The organism is Brevibacterium sp. K72, assembly GCF_050562175.1.
Classification (GTDB): Bacteria; Actinomycetota; Actinomycetes; order Actinomycetales; family Brevibacteriaceae; genus Brevibacterium; species Brevibacterium casei.
The window spans coordinates 1,807,745-1,830,453 of the sequence record NZ_CP191582.1 but is presented as its reverse complement, the minus strand read 5'-3'; the positions used below and the strand labels follow the sequence as shown (position 1 = coordinate 1,830,453).

The 22,709-nt window shown below is 68.5% G+C and carries 23 protein-coding genes, 1 tRNA gene and 1 other RNA gene; 15 read left to right on the top strand and 10 right to left on the bottom strand.

The genetic code is table 11. The annotated features are described in order from the left end of the window. Positions 1–70: 70 nt before the first annotated feature. A complete protein-coding gene (locus ACQ1RG_RS08030) occupies positions 71–496 on the bottom strand; it encodes a YciI family protein (RefSeq protein WP_063249849.1) in 426 nt (141 codons plus the stop codon). A gap of 237 nt (positions 497–733) precedes the next feature. On the opposite strand from ACQ1RG_RS08030, the gene ACQ1RG_RS08025 reads away from it, so the two are divergent. Further along, a complete protein-coding gene (locus ACQ1RG_RS08025; protein ID WP_119296524.1) occupies positions 734–1,693 on the top strand; it encodes an NADP-dependent oxidoreductase in 960 nt (319 codons plus the stop codon). A gap of 10 nt (positions 1,694–1,703) precedes the next feature. Here the strand turns inward: ACQ1RG_RS08025 and ACQ1RG_RS08020 are convergent, their stop codons facing one another. Continuing rightward, the gene (locus tag ACQ1RG_RS08020; RefSeq protein WP_119296523.1) at positions 1,704–2,198 is read right to left on the bottom strand and encodes a hypothetical protein; all 495 of its coding nucleotides are present in this window, start codon (positions 2,196–2,198) and stop codon (positions 1,704–1,706) included. Positions 2,199–2,331: 133 nt separating this feature from the next. On the opposite strand from ACQ1RG_RS08020, the gene ACQ1RG_RS08015 reads away from it, so the two are divergent. From ACQ1RG_RS08015 to ACQ1RG_RS08000, 4 genes are all read left to right on the top strand, one after another. Beyond that, the gene (locus ACQ1RG_RS08015) at positions 2,332–2,928 is read left to right on the top strand and encodes a TetR/AcrR family transcriptional regulator (RefSeq protein ID WP_063249853.1); all 597 of its coding nucleotides are present in this window, start codon (positions 2,332–2,334) and stop codon (positions 2,926–2,928) included. A 146-nt stretch (positions 2,929–3,074) separates the two neighbouring features. Then, positions 3,075–3,608 (top strand): type 1 glutamine amidotransferase domain-containing protein, encoded by a 534-nt coding sequence (locus ACQ1RG_RS08010; protein WP_063249856.1) that lies wholly within the window; start codon positions 3,075–3,077, stop codon positions 3,606–3,608. A 118-nt stretch (positions 3,609–3,726) separates the two neighbouring features. Beyond that, positions 3,727–5,304, top strand: a complete 1,578-nt coding sequence (locus ACQ1RG_RS08005) for a SpoIID/LytB domain-containing protein (protein WP_144588406.1) — start codon at positions 3,727–3,729, stop codon at positions 5,302–5,304. Between the two features lie 225 nt (positions 5,305–5,529). Beyond that, positions 5,530–6,660 (top strand): IS1249 family transposase, encoded by a 1,131-nt coding sequence (locus ACQ1RG_RS08000; RefSeq protein WP_144589524.1) that lies wholly within the window; start codon positions 5,530–5,532, stop codon positions 6,658–6,660. A gap of 112 nt (positions 6,661–6,772) precedes the next feature. On the opposite strand, the gene ACQ1RG_RS07995 is transcribed toward ACQ1RG_RS08000, so the two are convergent. Both ACQ1RG_RS07995 and ACQ1RG_RS07990 read right to left on the bottom strand, forming a co-directional pair. Next, positions 6,773–6,860 (bottom strand) — tRNA-Ser (locus tag ACQ1RG_RS07995). 146 nt (positions 6,861–7,006) lie between these two features. Beyond that, positions 7,007–7,990, bottom strand: a complete 984-nt coding sequence (locus ACQ1RG_RS07990) for a helix-turn-helix transcriptional regulator (RefSeq protein WP_063249858.1) — start codon at positions 7,988–7,990, stop codon at positions 7,007–7,009. Between the two features lie 102 nt (positions 7,991–8,092). On the opposite strand from ACQ1RG_RS07990, the gene ACQ1RG_RS07985 reads away from it, so the two are divergent. Then, on the top strand, positions 8,093–9,553 hold the full coding sequence (locus ACQ1RG_RS07985) for an MFS transporter (protein WP_009378091.1): 1,461 nt from the start codon (positions 8,093–8,095) through the stop codon (positions 9,551–9,553). Positions 9,554–9,681: 128 nt separating this feature from the next. Here ACQ1RG_RS07985 and ACQ1RG_RS07980 read toward each other — a convergent pair whose 3' ends face one another. From ACQ1RG_RS07980 to ACQ1RG_RS07970, 3 genes are read right to left on the bottom strand one after another with little or no spacing between them, the layout of a single operon-like run. Continuing rightward, on the bottom strand, positions 9,682–10,878 hold the full coding sequence (locus ACQ1RG_RS07980; RefSeq protein ID WP_201671501.1) for an ABC transporter permease: 1,197 nt from the start codon (positions 10,876–10,878) through the stop codon (positions 9,682–9,684). Continuing rightward, a complete protein-coding gene (locus tag ACQ1RG_RS07975) occupies positions 10,875–11,606 on the bottom strand; it encodes an ABC transporter ATP-binding protein (protein WP_119296518.1) in 732 nt (243 codons plus the stop codon). The genes ACQ1RG_RS07980 and ACQ1RG_RS07975 overlap by 4 nt, the downstream gene beginning before the upstream one ends. Further along, positions 11,606–12,691 carry an efflux RND transporter periplasmic adaptor subunit gene (locus ACQ1RG_RS07970; protein WP_119296517.1) on the bottom strand — a complete coding sequence of 362 codons (1,086 nt, stop codon included), beginning with the start codon at positions 12,689–12,691 and terminating at the stop codon, positions 11,606–11,608. The genes ACQ1RG_RS07975 and ACQ1RG_RS07970 overlap by 1 nt, the downstream gene beginning before the upstream one ends. Before the next feature lie 328 nt (positions 12,692–13,019). Between ACQ1RG_RS07970 and ACQ1RG_RS07965 the strand changes: the two genes are divergently transcribed. The 5 genes from ACQ1RG_RS07965 to ACQ1RG_RS07945 all read left to right on the top strand — a co-directional run bounded on the left by ACQ1RG_RS07965 (position 13,020) and on the right by ACQ1RG_RS07945 (position 16,991). Next, a complete protein-coding gene (locus ACQ1RG_RS07965) occupies positions 13,020–13,448 on the top strand; it encodes a YciI family protein (RefSeq protein WP_009378078.1) in 429 nt (142 codons plus the stop codon). Then, positions 13,412–14,761: an RNA polymerase sigma factor gene (locus tag ACQ1RG_RS07960; protein ID WP_430600841.1), complete on the top strand. Its 1,350-nt coding sequence runs from the start codon at positions 13,412–13,414 to the stop codon at positions 14,759–14,761. Before ACQ1RG_RS07965 ends, ACQ1RG_RS07960 begins: the two co-directional genes overlap by 37 nt. Before the next feature lie 105 nt (positions 14,762–14,866). Continuing rightward, positions 14,867–14,962, top strand: an RNA gene (gene ffs / locus ACQ1RG_RS07955) — signal recognition particle sRNA small type. A gap of 167 nt (positions 14,963–15,129) precedes the next feature. Further along, the gene (locus ACQ1RG_RS07950) at positions 15,130–16,500 is read left to right on the top strand and encodes an Ig-like domain-containing protein (RefSeq protein WP_430600840.1); all 1,371 of its coding nucleotides are present in this window, start codon (positions 15,130–15,132) and stop codon (positions 16,498–16,500) included. Continuing rightward, complete coding sequence (locus tag ACQ1RG_RS07945; protein ID WP_063249870.1) at positions 16,500–16,991, top strand: GbsR/MarR family transcriptional regulator; 492 nt, start codon at positions 16,500–16,502, stop codon at positions 16,989–16,991. The genes ACQ1RG_RS07950 and ACQ1RG_RS07945 overlap by 1 nt, the downstream gene beginning before the upstream one ends. An 8-nt stretch (positions 16,992–16,999) precedes the next feature. Here ACQ1RG_RS07945 and ACQ1RG_RS07940 read toward each other — a convergent pair whose 3' ends face one another. Then, positions 17,000–18,028, bottom strand: a complete 1,029-nt coding sequence (locus tag ACQ1RG_RS07940) for an iron-siderophore ABC transporter substrate-binding protein (RefSeq protein ID WP_063249873.1) — start codon at positions 18,026–18,028, stop codon at positions 17,000–17,002. 145 nt (positions 18,029–18,173) lie between these two features. Here ACQ1RG_RS07940 and ACQ1RG_RS07935 point away from each other — a divergent pair, with 145 nt between their 5' ends. Further along, positions 18,174–18,545 carry a helix-turn-helix domain-containing protein gene (locus ACQ1RG_RS07935; protein ID WP_082834912.1) on the top strand — a complete coding sequence of 124 codons (372 nt, stop codon included), beginning with the start codon at positions 18,174–18,176 and terminating at the stop codon, positions 18,543–18,545. Between the two features lie 45 nt (positions 18,546–18,590). Here ACQ1RG_RS07935 and ACQ1RG_RS07930 read toward each other — a convergent pair whose 3' ends face one another. Both ACQ1RG_RS07930 and ACQ1RG_RS07925 read right to left on the bottom strand, forming a co-directional pair. Continuing rightward, the gene (locus ACQ1RG_RS07930; protein ID WP_063249878.1) at positions 18,591–19,172 is read right to left on the bottom strand and encodes a ClpP family protease; all 582 of its coding nucleotides are present in this window, start codon (positions 19,170–19,172) and stop codon (positions 18,591–18,593) included. Further along, the gene (locus ACQ1RG_RS07925) at positions 19,169–19,828 is read right to left on the bottom strand and encodes a ClpP family protease (RefSeq protein WP_063249881.1); all 660 of its coding nucleotides are present in this window, start codon (positions 19,826–19,828) and stop codon (positions 19,169–19,171) included. Before ACQ1RG_RS07925 ends, ACQ1RG_RS07930 begins: the two co-directional genes overlap by 4 nt. Positions 19,829–20,024: 196 nt before the next feature. On the opposite strand from ACQ1RG_RS07925, the gene ACQ1RG_RS07920 reads away from it, so the two are divergent. The 3 genes from ACQ1RG_RS07920 to ACQ1RG_RS07910 all read left to right on the top strand — a co-directional run bounded on the left by ACQ1RG_RS07920 (position 20,025) and on the right by ACQ1RG_RS07910 (position 22,670). Continuing rightward, on the top strand, positions 20,025–20,327 hold the full coding sequence (locus ACQ1RG_RS07920) for a hypothetical protein (protein ID WP_063249883.1): 303 nt from the start codon (positions 20,025–20,027) through the stop codon (positions 20,325–20,327). Positions 20,328–20,709: 382 nt separating this feature from the next. Then, complete coding sequence (locus ACQ1RG_RS07915; RefSeq protein WP_009378056.1) at positions 20,710–21,525, top strand: YidC/Oxa1 family membrane protein insertase; 816 nt, start codon at positions 20,710–20,712, stop codon at positions 21,523–21,525. 104 nt (positions 21,526–21,629) lie between these two features. Then, positions 21,630–22,670, top strand: a complete 1,041-nt coding sequence (locus ACQ1RG_RS07910) for a metallophosphoesterase family protein (RefSeq protein WP_063249886.1) — start codon at positions 21,630–21,632, stop codon at positions 22,668–22,670. Positions 22,671–22,709: the final 39 nt, after the last annotated feature.

Sequence of the window (22,709 nt, the reverse complement as noted above, 5' to 3'; positions counted from 1 at the left end):
GAACGGCGCGGGCACGCGATGCCGATGACGGTGGGCACGAGCCCCCTCGCCCGTGGAGTCACTGCCGGACTCAGCCGGCACTGCCCTCCCACCCGTCACTGCCGGGCGCGGGCCCGAGGAACGGCCGGAGTTCGAGCCACTCGTTGATCGGCCTCCCCAGGTAGCCGGGGGCGGCGGAGAGTTCGGCGGCGAGCTCGAGCGCCCGGTCGTAGCTGCCGACGTCGATGACCATCCACCCGGCGATGAGGTCCTTCGTCTCAGGGAAGGGCCCGTCGGTGACCGGGGGCCTGCCGGCACCGTCGGCACGGACGAAGACGCCCTCGGGCGAGAGCGCCTGCGCGTCGACGAACTCACCGGTCTCCCGCAGGCGGTCGGCGAAGTCGTTCATGTACTGGACGTGGGCGTCGATCTCCTCAGGCGTCCACTTGTCCATCGGCACGAAGTCGATGTAGTCGGGGTGACCGCGGTAGTGCTTGAGCATGAGGTACTTGGCCATGGTTTTCTCCTTGTTCGGCGTCGCCGGGCACTGAGGTGTGCGGGCTGACATCACTGGGTCGGAGCTGGGATCGGCTTCTCGACATCGGCGGCGAGATTCCTCTCAGAATAGTCCCCGCCCCAGACATCGTCGCCGTGTTCGCGGGCAGGGCGCGGAACAACTTCGGGGCCCGAATCGTTGTCACCAGTGCCGGCCGGTGGCCGCCACCGGCCATGACGGAGAAGCGAGGAGTGCCCCATGACCACACGCGTGCAATTCGATCGCAACGGCGACATCGACGAACTCCACACCGCCGAGGTCGAGGTCCCCGAGACCGGCCCGGGTCAGGTGAGGGTCCAGGTGCTCTACGCCGGACTCAACCCCGTCGACCTCACGATCCTCTCCGGCGGCTTCGGGCCCACGAAGGGCACCCGCGGGGTGGGCATGGACTTCTCCGGCATCGTCACCGAGGTCGGCGACGGCGTCGAGGACTTCTCCCCCGGCCAGCTCGTCTTCGGCGGCTATCCCAACCATTCACAGGCCGAGACCATCGTCATCGCCGACCCCGAGAACCGCCTCGACCCGATCCCCAAGGGCCTGGGCGCCGACGTCGCCGGCGGACTCTATATCGCGGGCCGCACCGCCATCGCCGGCATCCGTGCGATCGCCCCGACCGCCGGGGAGACGGTCTTCGTCTCCGGCGCCTCGGGCGGAGTGGGCATCATCGCAGCCCAGCTCGCGCTCGGCCTCGGCGCCCGCGTCATCGGCACCGCGGGCCCGGACAACGTCGAACTCCTCCGGGCGCTCGGCATCGACGCGATCGACTACCGCGACGGACTCGAGGACCGCCTCAAGGACGCCGCGCCAGGAGGCATCCAGGCCGCGTACTCGACGCGCGGTGAGGACGAGATCGAGATGCTGCTGCGCCTCGGCGTGCCGGCCGATCGGATCAACTCGATCGCCGCAGGAGGAGAGGTCGCCGAGAGGTTCGGCGTCCACACCTCCGGTGAGGCCGCAGCAGGGCGCGGGGATCTCGCGTGGCTGGGCAAGGCCATCGCCTACGGTCACGTCTATGTGCCCATCGGCGGCGTCTTCGATCTCGCCGAGGTCCAGGCCGCCTACCGCTTCCTCCGTGAGGGCCACCCGGCCGGGAAGGTCCTGCTCAAGACGGAGCCGAAGCCGTTCACCGACTCCCAGCGGGAGTTCCTCGTCGGCTGAGCCGCGCGCCTCAGCACAGGATCGGGGCCCGTCCCTGCCGCACCCTCGTGCGGTCGGGGCGGGTCCCGAGCCGTCTGCGCGCATACCCGATGAGGGCGACGGCGATCGCCACCGGCCAGAGGAAGAACGGGACGTAGCAGGTGAGGAGGAAGGCCCGCTCACCGGCGGTCATCCCGACATCCGGGGTCCAGCCGGGCACCGTCCCCGTCCACGCGAGGACGAACGTGGCGAGCATCGAGCCGATGAGGCCGAGCAGGACCGCGCTCCCGATGCCGCCGACGATGATCGGGACCAGGGGTGGGATCGTCCGCCCGCCGAGGCGGGGCACCCATCCGGGGACCACCTCTCCCCAGCGTCGGATGAGTCCGAAGCCGAGGACCGCGACGAGGACGGTGAGCACCTCGAGACCGAGGACATAGCCGATCCCCGCCGCCGACTCCCGCACCTCACCGCTGAGCCCGAACCCGACGTCGACGCCGGCGAGCATGAGGAGTCGCCAGAGCACGCTCGGCAGCGGCAGCAGGAGACTCCCCCACCCTGCGAGGAGCGCCCAGCGCTGGACCGGGACGGTGGGTGCGGACGGTTTTAAATCTTTTGTTCTAAAACTCATGCTCTAAAACTAGCTATGATGAGGTGTCATGGCAAGACCCTCACGCTTCTCCGACGACGACATCCTCGACGGCGCCGCTCGCGCGCTCGCCGACCACGGACCTCGCGCGACGATCGCCGACGTCGCCCGCGCCATCGGTGGGCCCACCGGCTCGATCTACCACCGCTTCGCCTCACGCGACGACGTCTTCGCGAGACTCTGGCTGCGCTCGATCGCCCACTTCCACGAGGGCCTGCTCGCCGCGTACGCCCTGCCCGATCCGCACGAGGCGGTGACCGCCTCGGCGAGGCACGTCTCCGCCTTCTGCCGCGACCACCCGTTGGAGGCCCGCTCGATGCTCCTTCACCGGGCATCCCGACTCGCCGCCGACGGGCCGGTCGGCGTGCGTGACGACGCCCTCCACATCAACGACGACATCGATGCGGCGATGGAGGAGCTGCTCGTCCGCCGCTTCCCGGACCCGACCCCGCACCGGCGGGAGCTGCTGTCGATGGGCACGCGGCTCGCCCCGTACGGCATCGTCCGCCCCTTCATCGGCACTGAGGTTCCCGCCTGGGTCGATGACGCGGTCGCCGCCTCGGCGGGGGCGATCGTCGCCCTCGGGGACGGGCCGGACGTCAGCTGAACTCCCCGTCGACGACGACACCCGGGAGGACTGGGAAGACTCCTCTCACCCACCGGACTCTTCCCCTGGGAGGGAATACCCGCGCACCCCGATGGCGTTCTATGATGACAACCGGTATTGCCGAAACCCAGCGAAGGAGAACGACCATGGCAGTCTCTGACAAGACGATCGCATTCCTCCTCACCCGCGGAGTCGAGCAGGTCGAACTGACCAGCCCCCGCGCCGCACTCGACGAGGCCGGCGCAAAGACAGTGCTCATCTCCCCGTCCGAGGGCACCCTCCAGGCGATGGAGGGCGACTGGGACCACGCCGAGGTCTTCGACGTCGACGTGCCGCTCGCCGAGGCGAACGCCGCTGACTACGATGCCCTCGTCCTGCCCGGCGGCACGATCAACGCCGACACCCTGCGCACCGATGACGACGCCGTGGCGTTCGTCAAGGCGTTCTTCGACGCCGACAAGCCCGTCGCCGCGATCTGCCACGCCCCGTGGATCCTCGCCGAGGCGGGAGTCGCGAAGGGCCGGAAGCTCACCTCGTTCGAGTCGACGAAGGTCGACCTCGAGAACGCGGGTGCCGACTGGACCGACGCCGAGGTGGTCGTCGACGGCAACCTCATCACCTCGCGCAACCCCGGGGATCTCGACGCCTTCAACCAGGCGATCAGCGAGAAGTTGAGCTGACCCCACACACCTGAGCGGACTCCCCGGACCCTGCCTGATAGCCCCGGTCCGGGGAGTTCGTCTGTTCGTCATCCGGCGTCTGCCCGGAGGAATTGACACCTCGGCATAGGATCATGCCATGCGTGCTTCTTCCCCCGGGCGCAATGCGTCCGGCCTCGTGTCCTGCCTGCTCATCGCCGTGCTCCTCATCTTCTTCGGTGTCGCCTCACCGGCAGAGGCGGCCTACCCGACGAAGGGCGGGATCGGCGCGACGCACCGCTCGCTCGGAGGGGACAAGGGACGGCTGGGACCGGCGACGGGCCCGGAGCGCTGCACGCTCAAGGACCGCGGCTGCTATCAGACCTTCCGGTCGGGCACGATCCACTGGACGAAGGCGACCGGGGCGCATGCCACCTGGGGTGCCATCCGCGCGGCCTGGCAGCGATCGGGCTGGGAGAACGGTCCGCTCGGGTACCCGACGAGCAACGAGTACAGGTCCGGCTCGCAGACCCGCCAGGACTTTCAGAACGGCCGGATCACGTGGACGAGCAGAGGCGGGGCGACAGTCGTCGTCAAGGAGGCGGCGCCGTCGTCGTTCACGCTCAAGGGCTCAGGGTTCGGCCACGGCGTCGGGATGAGCCAGTACGGCGCCCAGGGCATGGCCGCCCAGGGCAAGACCGCCACCCAGATCCTCGAGCACTACTACAACCCGGCGAAGGTCACCTCGACGACGACGAACGCGAACTCGGACATCACCGTCCAGCTGCTCGCCGGTGAGAGGTCCGTGACGCTCACCCCCGCCTCGGGCAGACTGCGGGTGCGGGTCGGGAAGACGACCGCGGAGTCGAGTGGGAAGATCACCGTCGAGCGCACCTCGGCGGGCAAAGTGCGGGCCAAGGTCGGGAAGAAGTCGTACGAGGGTTCATGGCTGACCGTTGAATGGCAGGGCACCCGCTACTGGTCAGGCTCGCAGAAGACGACGGTCGCCGTGTCGAAGGCGCAGAGCGGGTCGACGGGGACGTATCGGCACGGGAAGATCGAGATCCGGCAGCTGAAGAACGCGCTCAACGTCCTCGGCGTCATGCGCACGAACAGCGAGTACCTGCCCGGCGTCGCCGAGGTGCCCGCCTCGTGGAGGGCACCCGCCCTCGAGGCGCAGGCGATCGCCGCGCGCACGTACGCCTATCGGAATCTCGGACCGCTCAAGTCGGCGTGCGCGTGCAACGTCTACGACGAGGTCACCTCCCAGCACTTCAAGGGCTGGGGGCATGAGAACGCGAAGGACAGCGGACCGTGGCGCAATGCCGTCCGCGCCACCCAGTCCGGGTCCGGGTCGACCGTGAGGAACGCGAAGGTCGTCATGTACAAGGGCGCGCTCATCGATGCCGTGTACTCGTCGTCCTCGGGTGGGAAGACGAACTCCGCCGCCGAGGTGTGGGGCAGCGACGTCCCCTACCTCCGTTCGCGCGACGACGCGGCAGCGAAATCGAAGTCCGCGGGCAATCCCAATGCGTCGTGGACGGTGCGACCCTCGCAGGCAGCGATGGCGAAGGCCTTCGGACTCCCCGACATCGCCCGCGTCGACCTCAAGCGCTCCTCCTCCGGTCTCGTCACCTCGGCGAAGGCGACGTCGACGACAGGGAAGACGGCAACGCGCACGGGTGCGGAGCTGCGCAGTGCGCTCAAGCTCAAGTCGGCGTCGTTCACGATGGGGTGACGCGCGCGGCGTCGCTCCGAGCCGCAGCCGGAGCAACCGCTCGGTTTCGATCCGCACGCGCTGGTCCGATCCATAGCGTGCGGATCGAAACCGAGCGGTTGTGGGCTATAGGACAGAAAGTGTGTCTCGGATCAGGCTCGTGCCCAGCAATCCCAACGGCAATACCCGGTTTGCTTAGCTGATCGGGCTTAGCATCGATGGGGTGCTTGCAATCGACGTACATGCGTGATCTGTCAAACAAGGCTGAAGAAGAACGGCACGACCAGTGCTGGTACACCGAGGTACCGGTGCCCGAACTGCGGGGCCAGCAGCACCGGTACACGGGCCGTATCGACACGAAGAACCGAGCTGCGGGTCTTCCTCGACTGGCTACTCGGTCCCGCACCACAGACGGCTGTCGATCACTTCGGGTCGACCCGAACCTTCCGCCGCCGCACTCAATGGTGCTGGCGAATCGCCCCGACCGTGTCAGCGACTGGGGAGATCCATGACCAGATCATGCTCGATGGCACCTATTTCAACGGGTGGTGCGTCCTCATCGCCTACACCGGGGAGAAGGTCATTCACTGGCAGTGGTGTGATCGGGAGAAGACCGCGTCCTGGACGGCGTTGATCGCCCGTATCCCTGCCCCGAGATACGCCGTCGTCGATGGCAACGGTCCTTTGACCACTGTGATCGAGACGCTGTGGCCAGATACCCGCATCCAACGGTGTTTCTTCCATATCCGGCAGGCCGGACACCGGCACCTGACCCGGAATCCGAGCTTGCCGGCCAACCAGGAACTGTTGCGCCTGTACCAGGCGCTGCCGCGGGTTGACTCCCGCGATCAAGCAGCAGCGTGGTTGGCGGCGTTCGCGTCGTGGGAGGCGAAGTGGTCAAGGTTCCTCAAACACCGCACCAGGGCCAAAGACGCTGGTGCGAGGCCGGCGCATGTCCGTCGTGGACAGTCGTGGTGGTACACGCATCTGCGGACCCGTCGAGCGTATTTCTTCCTCTCACGGATCATCGCGAAAGGACACTTGTTCACCTGGTTGGATGCCGCTGACGAGGGTATCGAGCTCGCGCGGACGACGAACGCGTTAGAAGGCGGGATCAATGCGGGCATCAAAGGACTGCTGCGGGCACACCGCGGGTTGAGTGAGGGGCATGCCCGGCGTGGGGTGGACTGGTTCCTCTTCGAGAGGTCTCATCAGGCCGGGACGGGGTGGTCCTTGGTCGGGCCGGAGCATTGGGCACCGCCGAAGCGTGTGCGTGCTCCTCGTGAGGAGCCGATCGGACCGGTGGAGTACGGGACAGGGTTCTCGTGGGAAGACGGCATCGGCATCCAGAAGGGGTGGGGAGGACGACGCGGGTGACGCGCCCGGAAAAGACACACTTTCTGTCCTATAACCCACATCGCGTCGGCGATATCGTGGCGGCACGAAGAAGCCCCTCACCGAGGCACTACCGGTGAGGGGCTTCGTCGTGTGGCGGAGGATAGGGGATTCGAACCCCTGAGGGCGTTAACCCAACCCGCGTTCCAGGCGAGCGCCATAGGCCACTAGGCGAATCCTCCGCGGATCAGCTTATCGGAGTCGTCACCGCAATGCGAAATCGCGGCGGCGAAGTGTGAACCATCACACGACCCGCAGGTGAACGGGCCGCCCAGTCGCCGACAGCCCGCAGGTGAACGGCCCGCCCGCCCTCAGGTGAACGGCCCGCTCAGTCACCGACGGCCCGCAGGTGACGCCCCGGAACTGCCGCCCGTTCAGCAGCCGCCCGTTCAGCAGCCGCCCGTTCAGCCGCCGCCCGTTCAACCGCCTCGCGCGCGGCAGCCTCCCGCGCCGCCACCACCTCTGCGCGCCGCTTCTCGATGCTGCCGTCCTTGATCCACCCGTGCAGGGTCTCGAGCCGCGACCGCGTCACCGAGTCGACGGGCAGGTAGACCGAGAGGGTGAGCCGCTGGTTCTCCTGCGCGATGAGCGTCGTCATCGTGAGGTTGAGGGTGCCGACGTACGGGTTCTCGATGACCTTCGTCCGCCCCGGCCTGCGTCCGACGTTGCCGGAGTCCCAGAGCGTGCGGAACTCCTCGAATCGGCCGAGGCGCTCGAGGAGCGGTCCCCACTCCGGGTCCTCGAGCGACTCGGCGTAGGCCGCGCGCATCTTCGCCACGAGGAGGCGCTTGTGCTCGTCGAGGGGCTGGAAGATCTCCGCCCATTCGGGGTTCTCGTACGCCTGGATCGCACAGTTGCGGTCGGCGGGGGCCACCTCGGCGAGGTCGGTGACGAGGTAGCGTTCGACGGGATTGAAGGCCCGGATCGTGTAGGTCGGGTCGGTGACCATCGCCGGCAGCGGCAGGAGCTCCTCGAGCATCGTCCGCAGCTGCTCCCCCACCTCCGAATCCCCAGGGTTCGTCACCCGATCCGGGTACCCGCCGAGGAGGAAGAGGTGCGCGCGCTCCTCGCGGTCGAGGAGCAGCGCCTCGGCGATCGCCTCGAGCACCGACTCGGAGGGATGGACCTCGCGCCCCTGCTCGAGCCACGTGTACCAACTCGTCCCGATGTTCGCGAGCACCGCGACCTCCTCGCGCCGCAGCCCGGGCACCCGCCGCCGCGGTCCCTTCGCCAGTCCGACGTCGCAGGGCCGCACGCGGTCGCGGCGCGACCGCAGGAACCGTCCCAGTTCGCTCGTCCTCTCCTGTGCCATGCTCCCCATTCTCCGCCCACTGCCCCGCCCGCATCCAGGTGGCGCGACCACCACCATGACCACGCCCTCCCACTCTGGTCACGGGCACCGAAGAATGGAAGCATGAGAATCACCCCTGGTGCCGCTGAGGCAGAATCGAGCGCTCCCGTCGACGACCACACCACCCCCGCCGAGGCGACCGACCGCGCGGTCCTCTGGCCGCTCCACGTCGGGGCGTTCCTCGCGACCTACATGTTCTCCGTGTCGAACATCGCGATCCCTGCGGTCAAGGAGGCGCTCGGTGCCGGGGACTCCGCCTCGGCGCTCGTCGTCGGCCTCTTCTCCGCAGCCTTCGCCTCCGGTCTCATCCTCTGCGGACGCATCGGCGACCGGTTCGGACGTCGGCGCCTCTTCACCCTCGGCACCGCCGCCCTCGTCGTCATCTCCCTCGCCGTCGGCCTCGCTCCGGGGACGGCCGAACTCCTCATCGCCCGCACCGTCCAGGGGTTCGCGGCGGCCGTGATGATGCCGCAGATCCTCGCGAGCATCCAGCACGCTCTCTTCGGTGCCGAGCGGCTCAAGGCGATCAGCCTCTTCGGTGCCTTCTCCGGCGTCGGCACCGTCAGCGGGCAGGTCATCGGCGGGGGCCTCATCTCCGCCTTCGGTCCGACGTGGGGCTGGCGTGCGGCGTTCCTCAGCTGCGCGGTCGTTGCTCTGGCCGCTTTCCTCGGCTCACTTCGGCTCACCGAATCCCGCACACCGTCACCGGCGCCGCTCGACCTCGGCGGGGCCGTACTGCTCGGCATCGGGATGGTCGGCCTCGTCATCGGACTCGCCCTCGGTCCCGTCACCGGATGGGTGCCGCTGCCGGCCACCCTCCTCGTCGTCTCCGCCGCAGCGCTGGCGGCGTTCGCCGTCTGGCAGTCCGTCGCCGAGGCGCGCGGCCGCGACCCGCTCATCCCGCCGCAGGTCGTCCGCGCCCCCGCGGCGTGGGTGGGGATGCTCATGTCGTTCGTCTTCTTCGGCGGGTTCGGCACGTTCCTCTTCAACTTCGCCCTGACCAGCCAGACCGGGCACGGCGATCCCGCGTTCGTCTCGGGGATGACGCTCGGCCTCTTCGCCGCGGCGTTCCTCGCCGTCTCCCTCCTCGTCCCCCGCATCGTCAGGCGCCTGAGCGGACCGGGCACGATGCTGCTCGGCACCGGCCTGCAGATCCTCGGCCTCCTCGGCGTCGCCGAGGTCGCCGACGCCGCCGGTCGGGAGTTCAACCTGTGGTTCCAGCTGCCGGCGCTCATCCTCGGCGCCGGTCAGGCCCTCCAGTTCGGGCCCCTCGTCGGGACCGTCGTCAGCGCCGTACCCGACCGGGTGGCGGGACTGAGCGGCGGACTCATCGCGACGATGCAGCAGGCGGGCATCGCCGTCGGCGTCGCCCTCCTCGGCGCACTCTTCCACGTCTTCACCGCCTGGTTCGGCTACGACGACGCCTTCGCACTCGCGAGCCTCACCCAGATCGTCCTCAGCCTCGTCTTCGGCGCCGGTGCCCTCGTGCTCCTGCGCGTCCAGCGGGCGGCGACGCCGGCCTGACCCGGGCCGGGCAGGTGCCTGAACTCGCCGAGGCGGCCCTCCCTGGGGAACGCGCCCGATGACCTCGCCGAGGCGGGACCCGGCGGCACCGCGCCCACCCGGGTCCCGCCTCGGCGAGGGTCAGGTGCCTATGCCCTGATCGCGTCGATGATGCGCACCCGCATCGCCACGAGCGCGGGAACGAGTCCGGCGAGCGCGCCGATGCCGATCGAGACGATCATGCCGACGATGACTGCGGTGAACGGGACCTGCGGGGCGGTCATGCCCTGGAACACGGTCTCCCCGACGATCGGGGCCTTGAGGACGAGGACCGCGATGAGCACCCCGATGCCGCCGGCCAGCGTCGTCGCGACGACGCTCTCCATCATCACGGAGAAGAAGATCCGCCTGCTCGTCGCACCGAAGGAGCGGCGGATGCCGATCTCCCTGATCCTCTGCTGGATCGTCACCATGGAGATGTTGACGAGGCCGAGCATGCCCATGAAGAGGATGAGGACGCTGATGAAGAGGAGGACGTTCTTCACCGGTCCCAGGGCATCCCCGATGTCGGAGGCCATATCCGAGCGCATCGTCTCGACGCCGACTCCCGGCAGCTGTCGTTTGAGATCGGTCTCGACCTGCTTGCTCAGCTGCTTCGCGACGTCGGGCGGCAGCCACATCTCGTAGTCGGTGGGGGCGGTGACGTCGGGGCCGAACTTCTGCTCCTGGCCGTTGAGGACGTAGATCTCGCCCGCCTCGGCGTCGGGGTAGCCGCGCACCGAGCCGATGACCGTGGCCGTACCCGTCTGATGACCGGGCAGCTCGACGGTCGCCGGCAGCGCCTCGGGATCGATCCCGTATTGCTCGAGGAACGTCGTGTCGGCGACGATGGGCGGGGAGAGGTTCTCCGCGTCGCCGGCGATGAACCAGCGGCCGGTCTCGACGGTGACGCGGTGCATCACGGCGAAGTCGGGATCGACGATGTTCGCCGAGGCGGTGACCGCACCCGAGGGGCTCTGCACGCGCGTCTCCGCGTACCCCCTCGCCGAGACGTAGTCGATGCCGAAGCGCTTCTGGGTCTCGGCGAGCGCCGTGGCGATCCGCTCGGTCTCCGCCGGCGTGGCCCGACCCGATGAGGTGAGCGTGTACGTGTACGTCGCCTCCCGACCGCTCTGCTTCTCGAAGTCGTCGGCGAGGCCCTTCTGCATCATGTCGCCGAAGCCGACGACGAGGGTGAGGCCGCAGACGGCGACACCGACGCCGATGAGGGACATGAGGACCCGGACCTTGTGGACGCGCAGCTCCTGCCACGCCTCGACGATCGAGGCGGCGAATGCTGAGATCATCGTGAACCTCCCACCAGCGACTCCGCGGTCGCCCCCGCGGTGATCGGATGAAGCGCCCCGCGGTGGAGCGAGTACCGCCTGGTGGCCATGTTCGCGATGCTGAGGTCGTGGGTGATCGTCACGAGAGCGGCTCCCGACTCCCGGGTGATCCCGTCGAGCAGGGCCATGACGTGCTGACCGGTCTCGACGTCGAGAGCGCCGGTGGGTTCGTCGGCGAGGACGATCTTCGGTGAACGCACGAGTGCTCGGGCGATCGCGACCCGCTGCTGTTCGCCGCCGGAGAGGCGGTTGGGCTTCGAGTCGAGGCGGTCGCCGAGGCCGAGGCGATCGAGCATCTCCGAGGCGATCCGCCGCCGGTTCCGGAACTCCCTGCCGGTGCCGTACATGAGCGGTGCTTCGACGTTCTCGACCGCCGATCGGCCGGGCAGGAGGTTGAATTGCTGGAAGACGAAGCCGACGTCGCGTCCGCGGATCTTCGCCGCCCGGTTGCGGGGAATCGAGTGGACGGGCACCCCTTCGAACTCCATCTCCCCGCCGGTCGGGGCATCGAGGAGGCCGAGGATGTTGAGCAGGGTCGACTTTCCGGTGCCGGAGCGGCCGACGATGCCGATGTGCTCTCCGGAGCTCGCGGTGAAGTTGATGTCGGCAAGGATCGTCAGGAGTCTCCCCTCGCCGATGGGCACGGTTCTCGCAACGTGGCGCAGGGCCAGCAGTGGCACCTCAGCCATCAGAAGTCGAACTCCTCGCCGGACATGTCACCCGACATGTCGCCCTCGTCCTGGGGTTCGGTGCCGGGGACGAACTCGGAGATCTCCTCCCCCTCCTCGAGCCCGGACTTCACCTCGACCATCGCCCCGTCGTTGAGGCCGATCTCGATCGCCCGCTCCGTGGGCTGTCCGTCGTCGCCGATGACCCACACGGTGCCTGTGTCGGTGAGTCCGCGCACCGCGGTGACGGGGACGACGATGACGTCGGAGGCCTCCCCCGCCTCGACGGTCATCGTGAGATCGAGACCGTTGAAGACGGTCTGCTTCTCCGGGATCGCGCAGATGAGCTTGGGTCCGTCACCGGCCGTCGCCGAGGTGTCGGTGCCCGGGTCCTCGGCCGCCGGGTCGGACTCGCCGCCGCTGCCGTCGGCCTTCGGCGCCGGCTTGACCGCGGCCCCCTGGTCGAGGCGCAGCGCCGTGCAGTCGAAGGGCTCGGGTCCGTCGGTGATCGTGATCGACGCGGTCTCCGGCAGCTTCGGCACGCGGTAGAGGTCGACTGCAGGAATCGACGCCTGCGCGGTGAAGGAGTCCTTGAGCAGCTGCGTCACCTCGGTCTCGGCGGTGACCGTGTCGCCCTTGTCGACGGCGAAGTCGCCGACCGTGCCGTCGGCGGGAGCGACGACCGTGTGGTACTTCGGCTTCGGCGGGGCCGCGGGCGCCGCAGCTCCGTCGCCGGTTCCACCGTCCCCGGTTCCACCGTCCTCGGACGGTGCTGACGGTTCGCCCTCGCTTCTCACCTGGAAGAGCTCTGCACCTTCGAGCACCTCGGCGCCGGGTTCGACGAAGAAGTGGTTGACGGTGCCCTCCCGTCCCGCCTTGACCGCGGTCGGGCTGTCGACGGCGATCGCACCCTTGAGCTCGAGGGTGTTGGCGATCGACCCGCGTTCGGCGACGACCGAGGAACCGACCGGCTGACCGCTCGCCGAGGCGGCATCGAACCCGTCCTCCGGCGCCGGCTTGAACGCGATCCACGCGAGCATCGCCGCGATGACGACGAGGACGAGAAGAAACGCACTGGGCAGGATGACACGGCGGAAGATCTGCATGATTCCTTGGGGGTTCGGGGAGCGGACACTCCACCCTATGCAGGGGGCCAGCACGATTCGGTCGCGTTCGCGTCACGAGGCCATAACACTGTGGTCTCGATCCGCAGGTGGGCGGCTTTCCCCACCGTCACAGCAGGGAGATCCCCTCGTCGTCGGCGGGGAGAACCCGACCACCTCGGCGGACCCCCGGTCCACACGGACGGAGCAGCCGCCGACCGCCTCGGCGAAAAAGATCCGGGAAGGTGTCGATCCGGCATACGCTTGTTCGACGCAGTGCATGAGAGGGTCCCGCCCGGGATCCTCCGACACCCCTGACACAGGAGTCATCATGAAGTACATGCTCATCATGCGCACCGTCGACCAGGCCGCCGTGGACGCGTTCGAAAAGGCCGACTTCAACGAGATCATCGCCGCCATGGGCGCCTACAACGAGCAGATGGTCAACGCCGGAGTCCTCGCCGATGGGGCCGGACTCACCGACGCCTCCGAGGGCGCGGTCGTCGACTTCGGCGAGGACGATCCCGCCGTCACCGACGGCCCCTACGGCGAGCTGCGGGAGCTGTTCAACGGCTTCTGGATCCTCGAGGTGCCCTCGCAGGAGGAGGCGATCGAATGGGCCAAGCGCGCTCCGCTCGGGGTCGGATCCCAGATCGAGATCCGTCGGGTGACCGGTCCCGAGGACTTCCCGCAGGACAACGAATGGATCCAGAAGGAGCAGGAATGGATCGCCGAGGGGAAGGTCGGCGGGACATCGTGACCTCAGGCGGTCCTGATTCCCCGGACCCCGCCGAGGCGGTGGCCCGGGTGATCGCGGCGACGTGGCGGATCGAGGGGGCGAAGATCGTCGCCTCCCTCACCCGCCACGTCGGCGATTTCGGGTTCGCCGAGGACCTTGCGCAGGAGGCGCTGTCCGAGGCCCTGGCAGCGTGGCCGGAGTCCGGGGTGCCGGCGAATCCCGCCGGATGGCTGATGACCGTGGCGAAGCGACGTGCGATCGACGCGTGGCGGCGGCGTGAGCGCTTCGATGAGCGCATCGCAGCACTCGGGCGCAGCCTCGAGGATGAGCAGGTCTCGGGTTCGGACGCACTGCCCTGGGACCCCGATGCCATCGACGACGACGTCCTCCGGCTCGTCTTCATCTCCTGTCATCCCGTCCTGCGCCGGGAGGCTCAGCTCGCGCTCACTCTCCGCGTCGTCGGGGGCCTGACCAGCGAGGAGATCGCCCGCGCCTTCCTCGTCCCGGTCTCTACGATCCAGCAGCGCATCGTCCGGGCGAAGAAAGCGCTCGCCGCGGCCGATGTCCCCTTCGCACTCCCACCCGCCGACGAGTGGCCGGCCCGACTCTCCGCCGTCCTCTCCGTCCTCTACCTCCTCTTCTCCGAAGGGCATGTCGCGACCGCGAGCCGGGACTGGATGCGACCGGAGCTCTCGATGGACGCGCTGCGGTTGACCCGCATCACCGCGGGCCTCCTCCCCTGCGAACCCGAGGTCCACGGACTCGTCGCCCTCATGGCGTTCACCGCGGCCCGCTTCCCCGCCAGGCTCGGGCCGGCACGCGAGCCGGTGCTCCTGGCCGATCAGGACCGGTCCCGGTGGGACCGGTCGCTCATCCGCCTCGGCGAGGCCTCCCTGACAACGGCGCTGGGACTGCGCGAGCGGCGCGGATCCTACACGGTGCAAGCTCAGATCGCCGGCGTCCACTCCTCGGCCCGCCGCTTCGCCGACACCGACTGGGTGCGCATCGCCGCTCTCTACGCCGACCTCGAGGCGCTCGCGCCCTCGCCGGTGACGAGGCTCAACCGGATCATCGCGATCGCCGAGGCCGACGGTCCGGCCGCGGGCCTGCGCCTCCTTGACGACAGCGGGATCGCCGATGATCTCGCCCGCTTCCACCTCGTCCCCAGCGTCCGCGGCGAGCTTCTCGCGAGGCTCGGCCGGGACGCCGAGGCGGTTGCGGAGTTCACACGGGCCGCGGAGCTGGCGACGAATGAGCGGGAGCGTGAGGTGCTGCGTGGGAAGGCCCGGCGGCTCGGCGGGGCAGATGCCGCAGTCGTCGATGCGCAGGGGTGAGCGCCGGCTCACCGCGCAGGGGTGAGCGCCGGCTCACCGCGCCGCCGTGAGCGACCTCGCACCCGCTCATTTTGTCCCCCGGCGTCGCTCTCGCCTAGACTGGTCGGTGGCTCCCCGTGCGGCGTCATCTTGTGAACTCCCCCAGGGCCGGAAGGCAGCAAGGGTAAGCGAGCTCTGGCGGGTGCACGGGGAGTCCTCTTTGCCCAGATCACGATTCGGCAACTCCCTCTCCGACTGATTCCCCAGGTCAGAGCCGATCCGCCGGCCGCATCCATGAGCGCGAGACAACATCCGTCATAGTTTCGAGATGTGGCTTTCCTAGCATTGTGCGTGCTCCCCGCTCCCGTCCTGCGAACGAGGTCCCCGATTTGTCACGTCTGAAATCCACCGGAGCAGTCGCCGCTGTCTCAGCACTGGCGCTGCTGGCCGCCTGCACTCCGACGAATTCCGATCCCGATGCCACCCGGAAGGACTCCGCCACCACCGAGGCCTCCCCCGCCCCGACCTTCCGCGTCGGTGCCGTCGACGACACCGGGAAGGCTGAGAAGACCGCCGCCGAGGCACCCGGGAGTCCCAGCGCGACCGCAGACCCCAGCCAGGCACCGACCGGTGAGACCGTCGCGTCGGGATCGTCCGTCGACGTCAAGGCGGGCAAGCGGATCAGTCTGAGCGTCGAGGGCGCCACCCTCAAGGACGTGACGATCACCGACGCCGACCACCCGCGCATCAGCGCCGATCCCGGAACGTTCTTCGACGACGCGGGCACCGTCATCGAGGCCGAGGATCCCGCCGACGACGCGAGGGTCCCCGCTCCCGACGGGTCTGCGTCGTGGGTCTCGGAGTTCGACCTCGTTGCCTCGAGCACCTACGAGGTCACGGCCACCGCGACGACCCCGGACGGGAAGGACCACGACTTCACCGCCTCGGCGACAGTCGATGACTCCGTGGGCGATCCGATGGCGGTGCGCACGGTCCTCTCCGACGACCAGACGGTGGGCGTGGCCGCGCCGATCATCCTCAGCTTCGGGTCGACCGTGGCGAAGCAGTACCGGGACGACGTCGAGCACCGCCTCAGCGTCGACGTCACGGACATGGACGGGAAGAAGCGCGAGGTCGAGGGCTCGTGGGCGTGGCTGCCCGACGATCCGCAGTCGCGCCTGCACTTCCGCCCCAAGGAGTACTGGCCGGCGCATTCGAAGGTCTCCGTCGACGCGCCGCTGAAGAACGTGCCCACAGCGAAGGGGCGGGTCGGTGAGAACGACCTCACCCTCGACTTCGAGATCGGGCGGGAGCAGATCACCGAGGCGAGCGCGAAGACCCACCGCATGGTCGTCACCCGCGACGGCAAAGAGGTCATGGACTTCCCGACCTCGCTCGGATCGGCGAAGGCACCGTCGTACAACGGCGTCCACGTCGTCATGTCGAAGCACTCGGACTACACGATGACCTCGGCGCGGTGGGGGTACACGACCCCGGTGAAGTGGGCCGTGCGCATCCACAACAACGGCGAGTTCGTCCATGCGGCACCGTGGTCGGCGGGTGTGCAGGGCTCGCAGAACGTCTCCCACGGCTGCATCAACCTCACGACGAAGCGCGCGAAGGAGTACTACGACTCCGCGATCTACGGCGACCCCGTCATCGTCAAGGACTCCTCAGTCGACCTCTCGACCGAGGACAGCGACATCTCGGACTGGGTCTACGACTGGGAGGACTGGAAGAAGATGAGCGCGCTGAGCTGATGACGACGCGACCGCACGACGACGGGGACTTCCGCGTCGAGTTCGCCGTCCGCTTCGGCACACTGTGGGCGATGTCGGGGGCCTCGGCGCTCGAAGGTCGCATCGCCGGCTACCTGCTCCTCGACTCCTCCGGCGGGGTGAGCGCCGCCGAACTCTCAGACACGCTCGGCATCAGCACGGGCACGGTGTCGACGGCGACGAGGCGCCTCATCGACGCAGGCTTCGTCCGCCGGGTCCGACGGCCGGGTTCGCGGGCGGACGGATTCGTCATGGACGCCGACGTGTGGGCGGGCTTCCTCGAACGCGAGTACGCCTACCTCCGGGCTCAGCGCGAACTCGCCGCGGCAGCGCTCACGCACGTCGACCCGGGCACGGATGCCCATGCCCGGGTGACGAACATGCACGACTACATGTCGTGGCTCATCGACGACGTCGACCTCGCCGCCGCGTGGTCACGCCACAGGGAGCGCCTGCGCCGCGACCGGGAGTGAGCTCAGCCCTACCTGTCGAGCTTCTTCACGGCCTCGTCGATCATCGGGACGTAACGCTCGAGCGCCCAGGGCACAGTGAGCGGATTGATGATCGAGGACCCGGTGACGAACGGCTGGTCCTCGGGTGCGACGACGGCGCCGGCCTTGATCGCCGGAATGTTCGCGTAGACGCCCTGCGACTCGATCTCCTTCCGGTTCTTCTCGTCGGAGTAGAAGGTGAAGATGAGGTCGGAGTCGTTCAGCTTGTCGGCGTTCTCGAGGCCGATGAGCGCGGAGTCAGTGCCCGGGGCGTCGTACTCCTTGCGCAGATCCTCGATGACCGGGTCGGGCGTGAGGCCGAGCGCGGAGACCATCGCGACGCGCTGCTCCTGCGGGTAGAAGACGCCGAGCGTACCGGGTCCGGAGTTGTAGATGAAGGAGAAGGTGAGGTCCTTGTACTCCTCGCGCTTGGCGTCGTCGAGCTGCTTCTTCACGTCATCGACGAGCTTCTTCGACTCGTCCTCCTGACCGAGCGCCTTGCCGATCGTCGTGATCTGCTCGTCCCACTTGATCGTCCACGGCTGCTCAGGGTAGGCGACGGTCGGAGCGATCTGATCGAGCTGTTTGTACTGCTCGGGGGTGATGCCCGACCACGGCGCGAGGATGACGTCGGGAGCGAGTTCGGCGATCTTCTCGACGTCGAGTTCGGTATCGCCCTGGAACTGCTGGGGCAGCTCGTCGCCACGTTCCTGGACCGCCTCGTAGATCCACGGCATGTAGCCCGTGTCGTCGCTGCCCCATGCGTACTCCTCCATCCCGACGGGGGTCTTGCCCAGGGCGATCGCCGTCTCCGTCGACCCCTGTCCAAGGGTGACGACGCGTTCGGGCTCAGACTCGATGACCGCCTTGCCGAGGGCGTGCTCGATCGTCACCGGGGTGAAGTCGCCGGAGCCTGAGGACTCCTCGGTCGGCGTATCCGGGCTGCAGGCGCTCGCGGTGAGTGCGAGCGCGATGATCGTGCCTGCGGCGATGGTGCGACGCACGAAGTTGAGCGACATCCCTGCCCTTTCGTCGGGGTGGCCGGAACTCGGCCGGAACTTTGACAAGGACAGCCTAACTTAACTTTTCAGAAGTTTTGAAATCTCGCCTCTGCTCACAGCGGAAAGGCTCGCTCCCCGTGCCCGCCGGCTCTAGGCTCACAGCATGAGAGCATCCCCGCCCCCGCCGCGGCTGTGGCGTCAGGCCCTGGGCCGCGTCGTCCGTGTGCGTCGGACCGAACTCGGCCTCACCCTCGCCGAGGTGTCCCGCCTCTCCGGAGTCTCGACCCAATACCTCTCGGAGATCGAACGCGGACTCAAGGACCCGTCGTCGGAGGTCATCGAGGCGATCGCCGACGTCCTCGGTCTCGCCCTGCCCCAGGTCCTCGTCCTCGCCGCCGCCGACGCCGAACAGGGATCCCTGCAGCTCGCGAGCCTGGGCGCCCTCGCGTCGGCGCCGGGCCCACACCTCCGCGGCCCCGCGCGGACGGCGGACTTCCGCCCGACCGGCCAGGCGATGCTCGCCCTCGCCGCCTGAGCGTCGCGCACGCCCGTCGTTGAGCGGTCCGGGCGAGCGCCGTCGTCAGACGATCTGATCGACGAGGCCGAACGCCTTCGCCGCCTCGGCGTCGAGGACGAGATCCCGGTCGAGGTCGGCGTGGATCTGCTCAGGGCTGCGCCCGGTGTCGGCGGCGAGCACCGCCTCGACCTCACGGCGCTGCCTGACGATCTCGTCGGCGGCGACGATGAGGTCGGGGATCGTCCCCCGCGCCCCCTCGGCGTGGGGTTGGCGCAGCACGACCCGCGCGTGGGCGAGCATCGATCGCTGTCCGGGCTCTCCCCCGGCAAGCAGCACCGCGGCATCGGCGACGGCCTGCCCCACGCACGTCGTGGCCACGGGCGATCCGACGTGGCGCATCGCATCGTAGACGGCGGTCATTGCGGTGAGCGAGCCGCCCGGGGAGTTGATGTACATATGGATCGGCAGCTCGTGGCTCGAGGAGTCGAGGTGGAGGAGCTGGGCGATGACCGTGTTCGCGACCCCGTCGTCGATCGGGACGCCGAGGTAGATGATCCGATTGCCGAGCAGGTGCGAGTAGACGTCGACGATCCTCTCGCTCCCACCCGAGCGGTCGATGACGTGGGGAATCGTGTACTGGCTCATGACCGGACCCCCACCTTGCTCAGCCCGAACGGTCGGCCGGTCCCCATCGGGGCGAAGAGATCGGACGGGGAGTCGACGATGCGGTCGATGAGACCGTACCTCAGGGCCGCCTCGGCGGAGAACCACCGATCGCGGAGGGAATCGGCGAAGATCCGGTCGTAGTCCTGGCCCGTCGCCTCGGCGATCCGCGTGAGGACGGAGTCGCGGACCGCACGGAGGTCGCTGCCCTGGAGCTCGATGTCGGCGGCCGCACCCCCGATCCCCGAGGATCCCTGGTGGAGGAGGATGCGGGCGTGGGGCAGGGCGAGCCGCTTCCCGGGGGTGCCGAGGGTGAGGACGAACTGCCCCGCCGAGGCGGCCCACCCGAACGCGACCGTGACGACATCGTTGGGCAGGGTCGCGATGACGTCGGTGATCGCGTGCATCATCGGCACCGAACCGCCCGGGGAGTTGATCCAGAGGAAGATGTCGGCGTCGGGGTCCTCGGCGGAGAGCAGGGTGAGGCGGGAGACGATCTCCATGCCGTTGTCGTCGCGGAGTTCGCCGTTGAAGACGACGGAGCGGTACGCGTAGAGCATCCGGTGGGATTCGGGGACGGTGGTCGCGGTGGGGCTCTCGTCATCGGTCCAGGCCGGCGGAGCAGTGTGTGTGGACATGTGCCCACCGTGGCACCGACATGCAACGGGCAGGGCAGGATTCTGCCGTGAGCGGCGGGGAACTGCTGTGAGCAGACGGCGCTGTCGTGAGGGGACGGCGCTGCCGTGAGGCGACGATGACGGAGTCTGAGCTGCGCGGTTCCGTCAGGTCACGGTGATAGCATCGAAGCCCAACGATGAATGAGAGGCGGGTGCGATGCTGAGTCTGTGGATGGCGATCCAGCTCATCGTCGTCGTGCTCAGCGCCGACCTCGACGCGGTCCTTCCGCAGTCCCCGGCGCATCTTCTCGTCCTCGTCCTCCTCGGCGCCGCTCTCCTCTCCCCCGCCGGAGCCTGGGTGAGCAGCGCCCTCGTCCGGGTCCTCTCCCTGGCCCCGCACGGTCCGTGGCGACGCCGCGAACCCGGCCTCGTCCGTGACGTCCTCCTCCCGGAGGCCCCGGGCACTCCCGGCACCGCCCTGGCCAGAGCGCCCTCGTCCGTCCTTCGCGCCCACGCCTGAACGACAACCCCCGACCTCTGCTCACGCACGCACTCTGCCGGCCGCTGATCGCGCCGCCAGTCGCTGACTTCGCATCGGAGCCGCTCGCTCGTGTGCGATCAGCCACGGCGAGACCGGCGAACGGGCTGACTGGCTCTCTCGGCTCGGCCCGTGCGGACATGTCGCTCCGTCGCTGACCGACTGCTGGCCGACCGCGTCTCTGCCTCCGGCAACGCCTCGCTGCCTAGGCCGGCTCCGCGGACGCACAGGTCCCGCCCTGCAGAACTCACTCGAGGATCTCCGGTCCACGACCGCAGCCGGGTCGGGGCTCGCCTCTCTCGAGGTCACTGCCCCGTCGTTCAGGTGAACTCCTCCACCCCACCACCTCGCGAAGGACCTCACCATGAACATCTACGACTTCCTGCCCATCCGCCTCCTCCTCGGCGGTGCCTATTGGCTCGTCACCACCCTGAGCGACCTGCTCGCACCGCTCGCCGGCGCAAACGGTGCCGCACTGGCGATCATCGTGCTCACGATCGCCGTCCGCTGCCTCCTCATCCCCGTCGGGCTCTCCCAGGTCAGGGCCGGCATCACCCGCCGGCGTCTGGCCCCGAAGATCGCCGAGCTCCAGACCAAGCACCGGAACAACCAGCAGGTGCTCCAGGAGAAGCTCATGGCGCTCTACCGGGAGGAGAACGCCTCCCCGTTCGCCGGGTGCCTGCCGGTGCTCGCACAGACGCCCGTCCTCATGGCCGTCTACGGCCTCTTCGTCCAGGCGACGATCGGCGGACAGGCCAACGAGCTGCTCGGCCACACGCTCTTCGGGATCCCGCTGAGCTCGAGCCTCGTCGGGCTCATCGGCTCGGGGTCGCTGACGTGGGTCTCGGGAACGCTGTTCGCGGTCCTCATCATCCTCATCGCCGTCATCGCCGGCCTCTCCCGGCACCTGCTCACCCCACCCATCCCCGAGACGGCGGCGACAGCCTCAGGGAGGGCCGCCTCGGCGGGCTCAGGACCCGGTCAGGGAACGATGCCCGATCTCACGCAGATGACGAGGATGCTCAGCTTCATGCCGTTCATCACCGCGGTCATCGCCGCCTTCGTGCCGCTCGCAGCGACCCTCTACCTCCTGACGACGACGGCGTGGACGCTCGGCGAACGATTGGTCATCAACCGCGCCCTCGGGGTCGATCACACCGGCGCGCCACGTGAACTGTAGTTGGTCCTGAGGTGACGGACATGAACTCGAATTGAACTCCCCGGTTCAGGTCCGGTCAACCGAGCGGACACTTCGCCTCTGTGTGGCGCCCCTATCGTGACGCCATGGTCAACAGACGCACACTCATCACCACCGCCGGCGTCGGCGCCCTCGGCGCATCGCTCGGCTTGGCAGCACCCGCCTCGGCGAAACCGGGAGGCAACGACAAGGGAAGGGGCCGCGGCCGGGGCCGCGACAAGGGCCAGGTGACGACCTTCAACGTCATCTCCGACATCCAGGGCGACCTCGGGGACTTCGGCGTCGCACTCGACGACATGGCCAAGATCAACCCGGGCAGCTCCGGCCTCGCGATCGCCGGCGACATCACCCCTCGCGGATACGACTTCGAGTACGCGAACGTGCGCAAGCGCATGGACAAGCACACGTCCCCCGGCACGGTGGCGTGGGCGATCGGCAACCACGAGTTCTACGTTCCCAAGTACAAGGACCCGAACACGCTGTCCCAGGACACGTGGCCCAACGACGTCGTCGAGGACTCGCTGTTCAAGTCGTTCTACAACTTCGCCGGCCGCAACTCGATCTACGAGGAGTTCAGCTTCGGCGGCATCCCTGTGCTCGCGATCGGCACCGAACGCTACATGCGGTACCACGACGAGAAGCTCTGGGACGAGGTCTGGATGAGCGACAAGCAGTTCTCGTGGCTCGAGGATCGCCTCGACTACTGGAACCGGCGGAACAAGCCGATCATGATCATCACCCACCACCCGCTGCCGAACACGGTCTCCGGGACGAGGAACAAGCTCTACCTCTCGAACTACCTGCAGTCCGATCGCCTCCTCGACCTGCTCGGGCCGTACAAGAACGTCTTCCTCTTCTCCGGACACACGCACTGGGACCTCGAGCTCTCCGACTGGTACACGCGACGCGTCGTCCCCTCCTCGGGCAACCTCTCCGGCTTCAATGTCTTCAACACCGGCGCGATCGAGACCGGCTACACCGACAACGGAACCGGCGGCGAGAAGAGCGTGCCCGGCGGGTTCAACCAAGGACTCCAGGTCGAGGTCTCGGACGACTCCGTGACGGTCCGCGCGCGTGACTTCAAGCGCAAGGCCTGGATGAAGGAGATCACGGTTCCGCTCGCCTGAGTCGGCGGGGTGCGGGCTCGGCGGGGTGCGGGCGCACAA

What these genes read in the sequence shown, in the direction of transcription:
- ACQ1RG_RS08030 (WP_063249849.1), bottom strand. Translation starts at nt 496, where the DNA reads ATGGCCAAGTACCTCATGCTCAAGCACTACCGCGGTCACCCCGACTAC.
- ACQ1RG_RS08025 (WP_119296524.1), top strand. Translation starts at nt 734, where the DNA reads ATGACCACACGCGTGCAATTCGATCGCAACGGCGACATCGACGAACTC.
- ACQ1RG_RS08015 (WP_063249853.1), top strand. Translation starts at nt 2,332, where the DNA reads ATGGCAAGACCCTCACGCTTCTCCGACGACGACATCCTCGACGGCGCC.
- ACQ1RG_RS08010 (WP_063249856.1), top strand. Translation starts at nt 3,075, where the DNA reads ATGGCAGTCTCTGACAAGACGATCGCATTCCTCCTCACCCGCGGAGTC.
- ACQ1RG_RS08005 (WP_144588406.1), top strand. Translation starts at nt 3,727, where the DNA reads ATGCGTGCTTCTTCCCCCGGGCGCAATGCGTCCGGCCTCGTGTCCTGC.
- ACQ1RG_RS07990 (WP_063249858.1), bottom strand. Translation starts at nt 7,990, where the DNA reads ATGGCACAGGAGAGGACGAGCGAACTGGGACGGTTCCTGCGGTCGCGC.
- ACQ1RG_RS07985 (WP_009378091.1), top strand. Translation starts at nt 8,093, where the DNA reads ATGAGAATCACCCCTGGTGCCGCTGAGGCAGAATCGAGCGCTCCCGTC.
- ACQ1RG_RS07980 (WP_201671501.1), bottom strand. Translation starts at nt 10,878, where the DNA reads ATGATCTCAGCATTCGCCGCCTCGATCGTCGAGGCGTGGCAGGAGCTG.
- ACQ1RG_RS07975 (WP_119296518.1), bottom strand. Translation starts at nt 11,606, where the DNA reads ATGGCTGAGGTGCCACTGCTGGCCCTGCGCCACGTTGCGAGAACCGTG.
- ACQ1RG_RS07970 (WP_119296517.1), bottom strand. Translation starts at nt 12,691, where the DNA reads ATGCAGATCTTCCGCCGTGTCATCCTGCCCAGTGCGTTTCTTCTCGTC.
- ACQ1RG_RS07965 (WP_009378078.1), top strand. Translation starts at nt 13,020, where the DNA reads ATGAAGTACATGCTCATCATGCGCACCGTCGACCAGGCCGCCGTGGAC.
- ACQ1RG_RS07960 (WP_430600841.1), top strand. Translation starts at nt 13,412, where the DNA reads ATGGATCGCCGAGGGGAAGGTCGGCGGGACATCGTGACCTCAGGCGGT.
- ACQ1RG_RS07945 (WP_063249870.1), top strand. Translation starts at nt 16,500, where the DNA reads ATGACGACGCGACCGCACGACGACGGGGACTTCCGCGTCGAGTTCGCC.
- ACQ1RG_RS07940 (WP_063249873.1), bottom strand. Translation starts at nt 18,028, where the DNA reads ATGTCGCTCAACTTCGTGCGTCGCACCATCGCCGCAGGCACGATCATC.
- ACQ1RG_RS07935 (WP_082834912.1), top strand. Translation starts at nt 18,174, where the DNA reads ATGAGAGCATCCCCGCCCCCGCCGCGGCTGTGGCGTCAGGCCCTGGGC.
- ACQ1RG_RS07930 (WP_063249878.1), bottom strand. Translation starts at nt 19,172, where the DNA reads ATGAGCCAGTACACGATTCCCCACGTCATCGACCGCTCGGGTGGGAGC.
- ACQ1RG_RS07925 (WP_063249881.1), bottom strand. Translation starts at nt 19,828, where the DNA reads ATGTCCACACACACTGCTCCGCCGGCCTGGACCGATGACGAGAGCCCC.
- ACQ1RG_RS07920 (WP_063249883.1), top strand. Translation starts at nt 20,025, where the DNA reads ATGCTGAGTCTGTGGATGGCGATCCAGCTCATCGTCGTCGTGCTCAGC.
- ACQ1RG_RS07915 (WP_009378056.1), top strand. Translation starts at nt 20,710, where the DNA reads ATGAACATCTACGACTTCCTGCCCATCCGCCTCCTCCTCGGCGGTGCC.
- ACQ1RG_RS07910 (WP_063249886.1), top strand. Translation starts at nt 21,630, where the DNA reads ATGGTCAACAGACGCACACTCATCACCACCGCCGGCGTCGGCGCCCTC.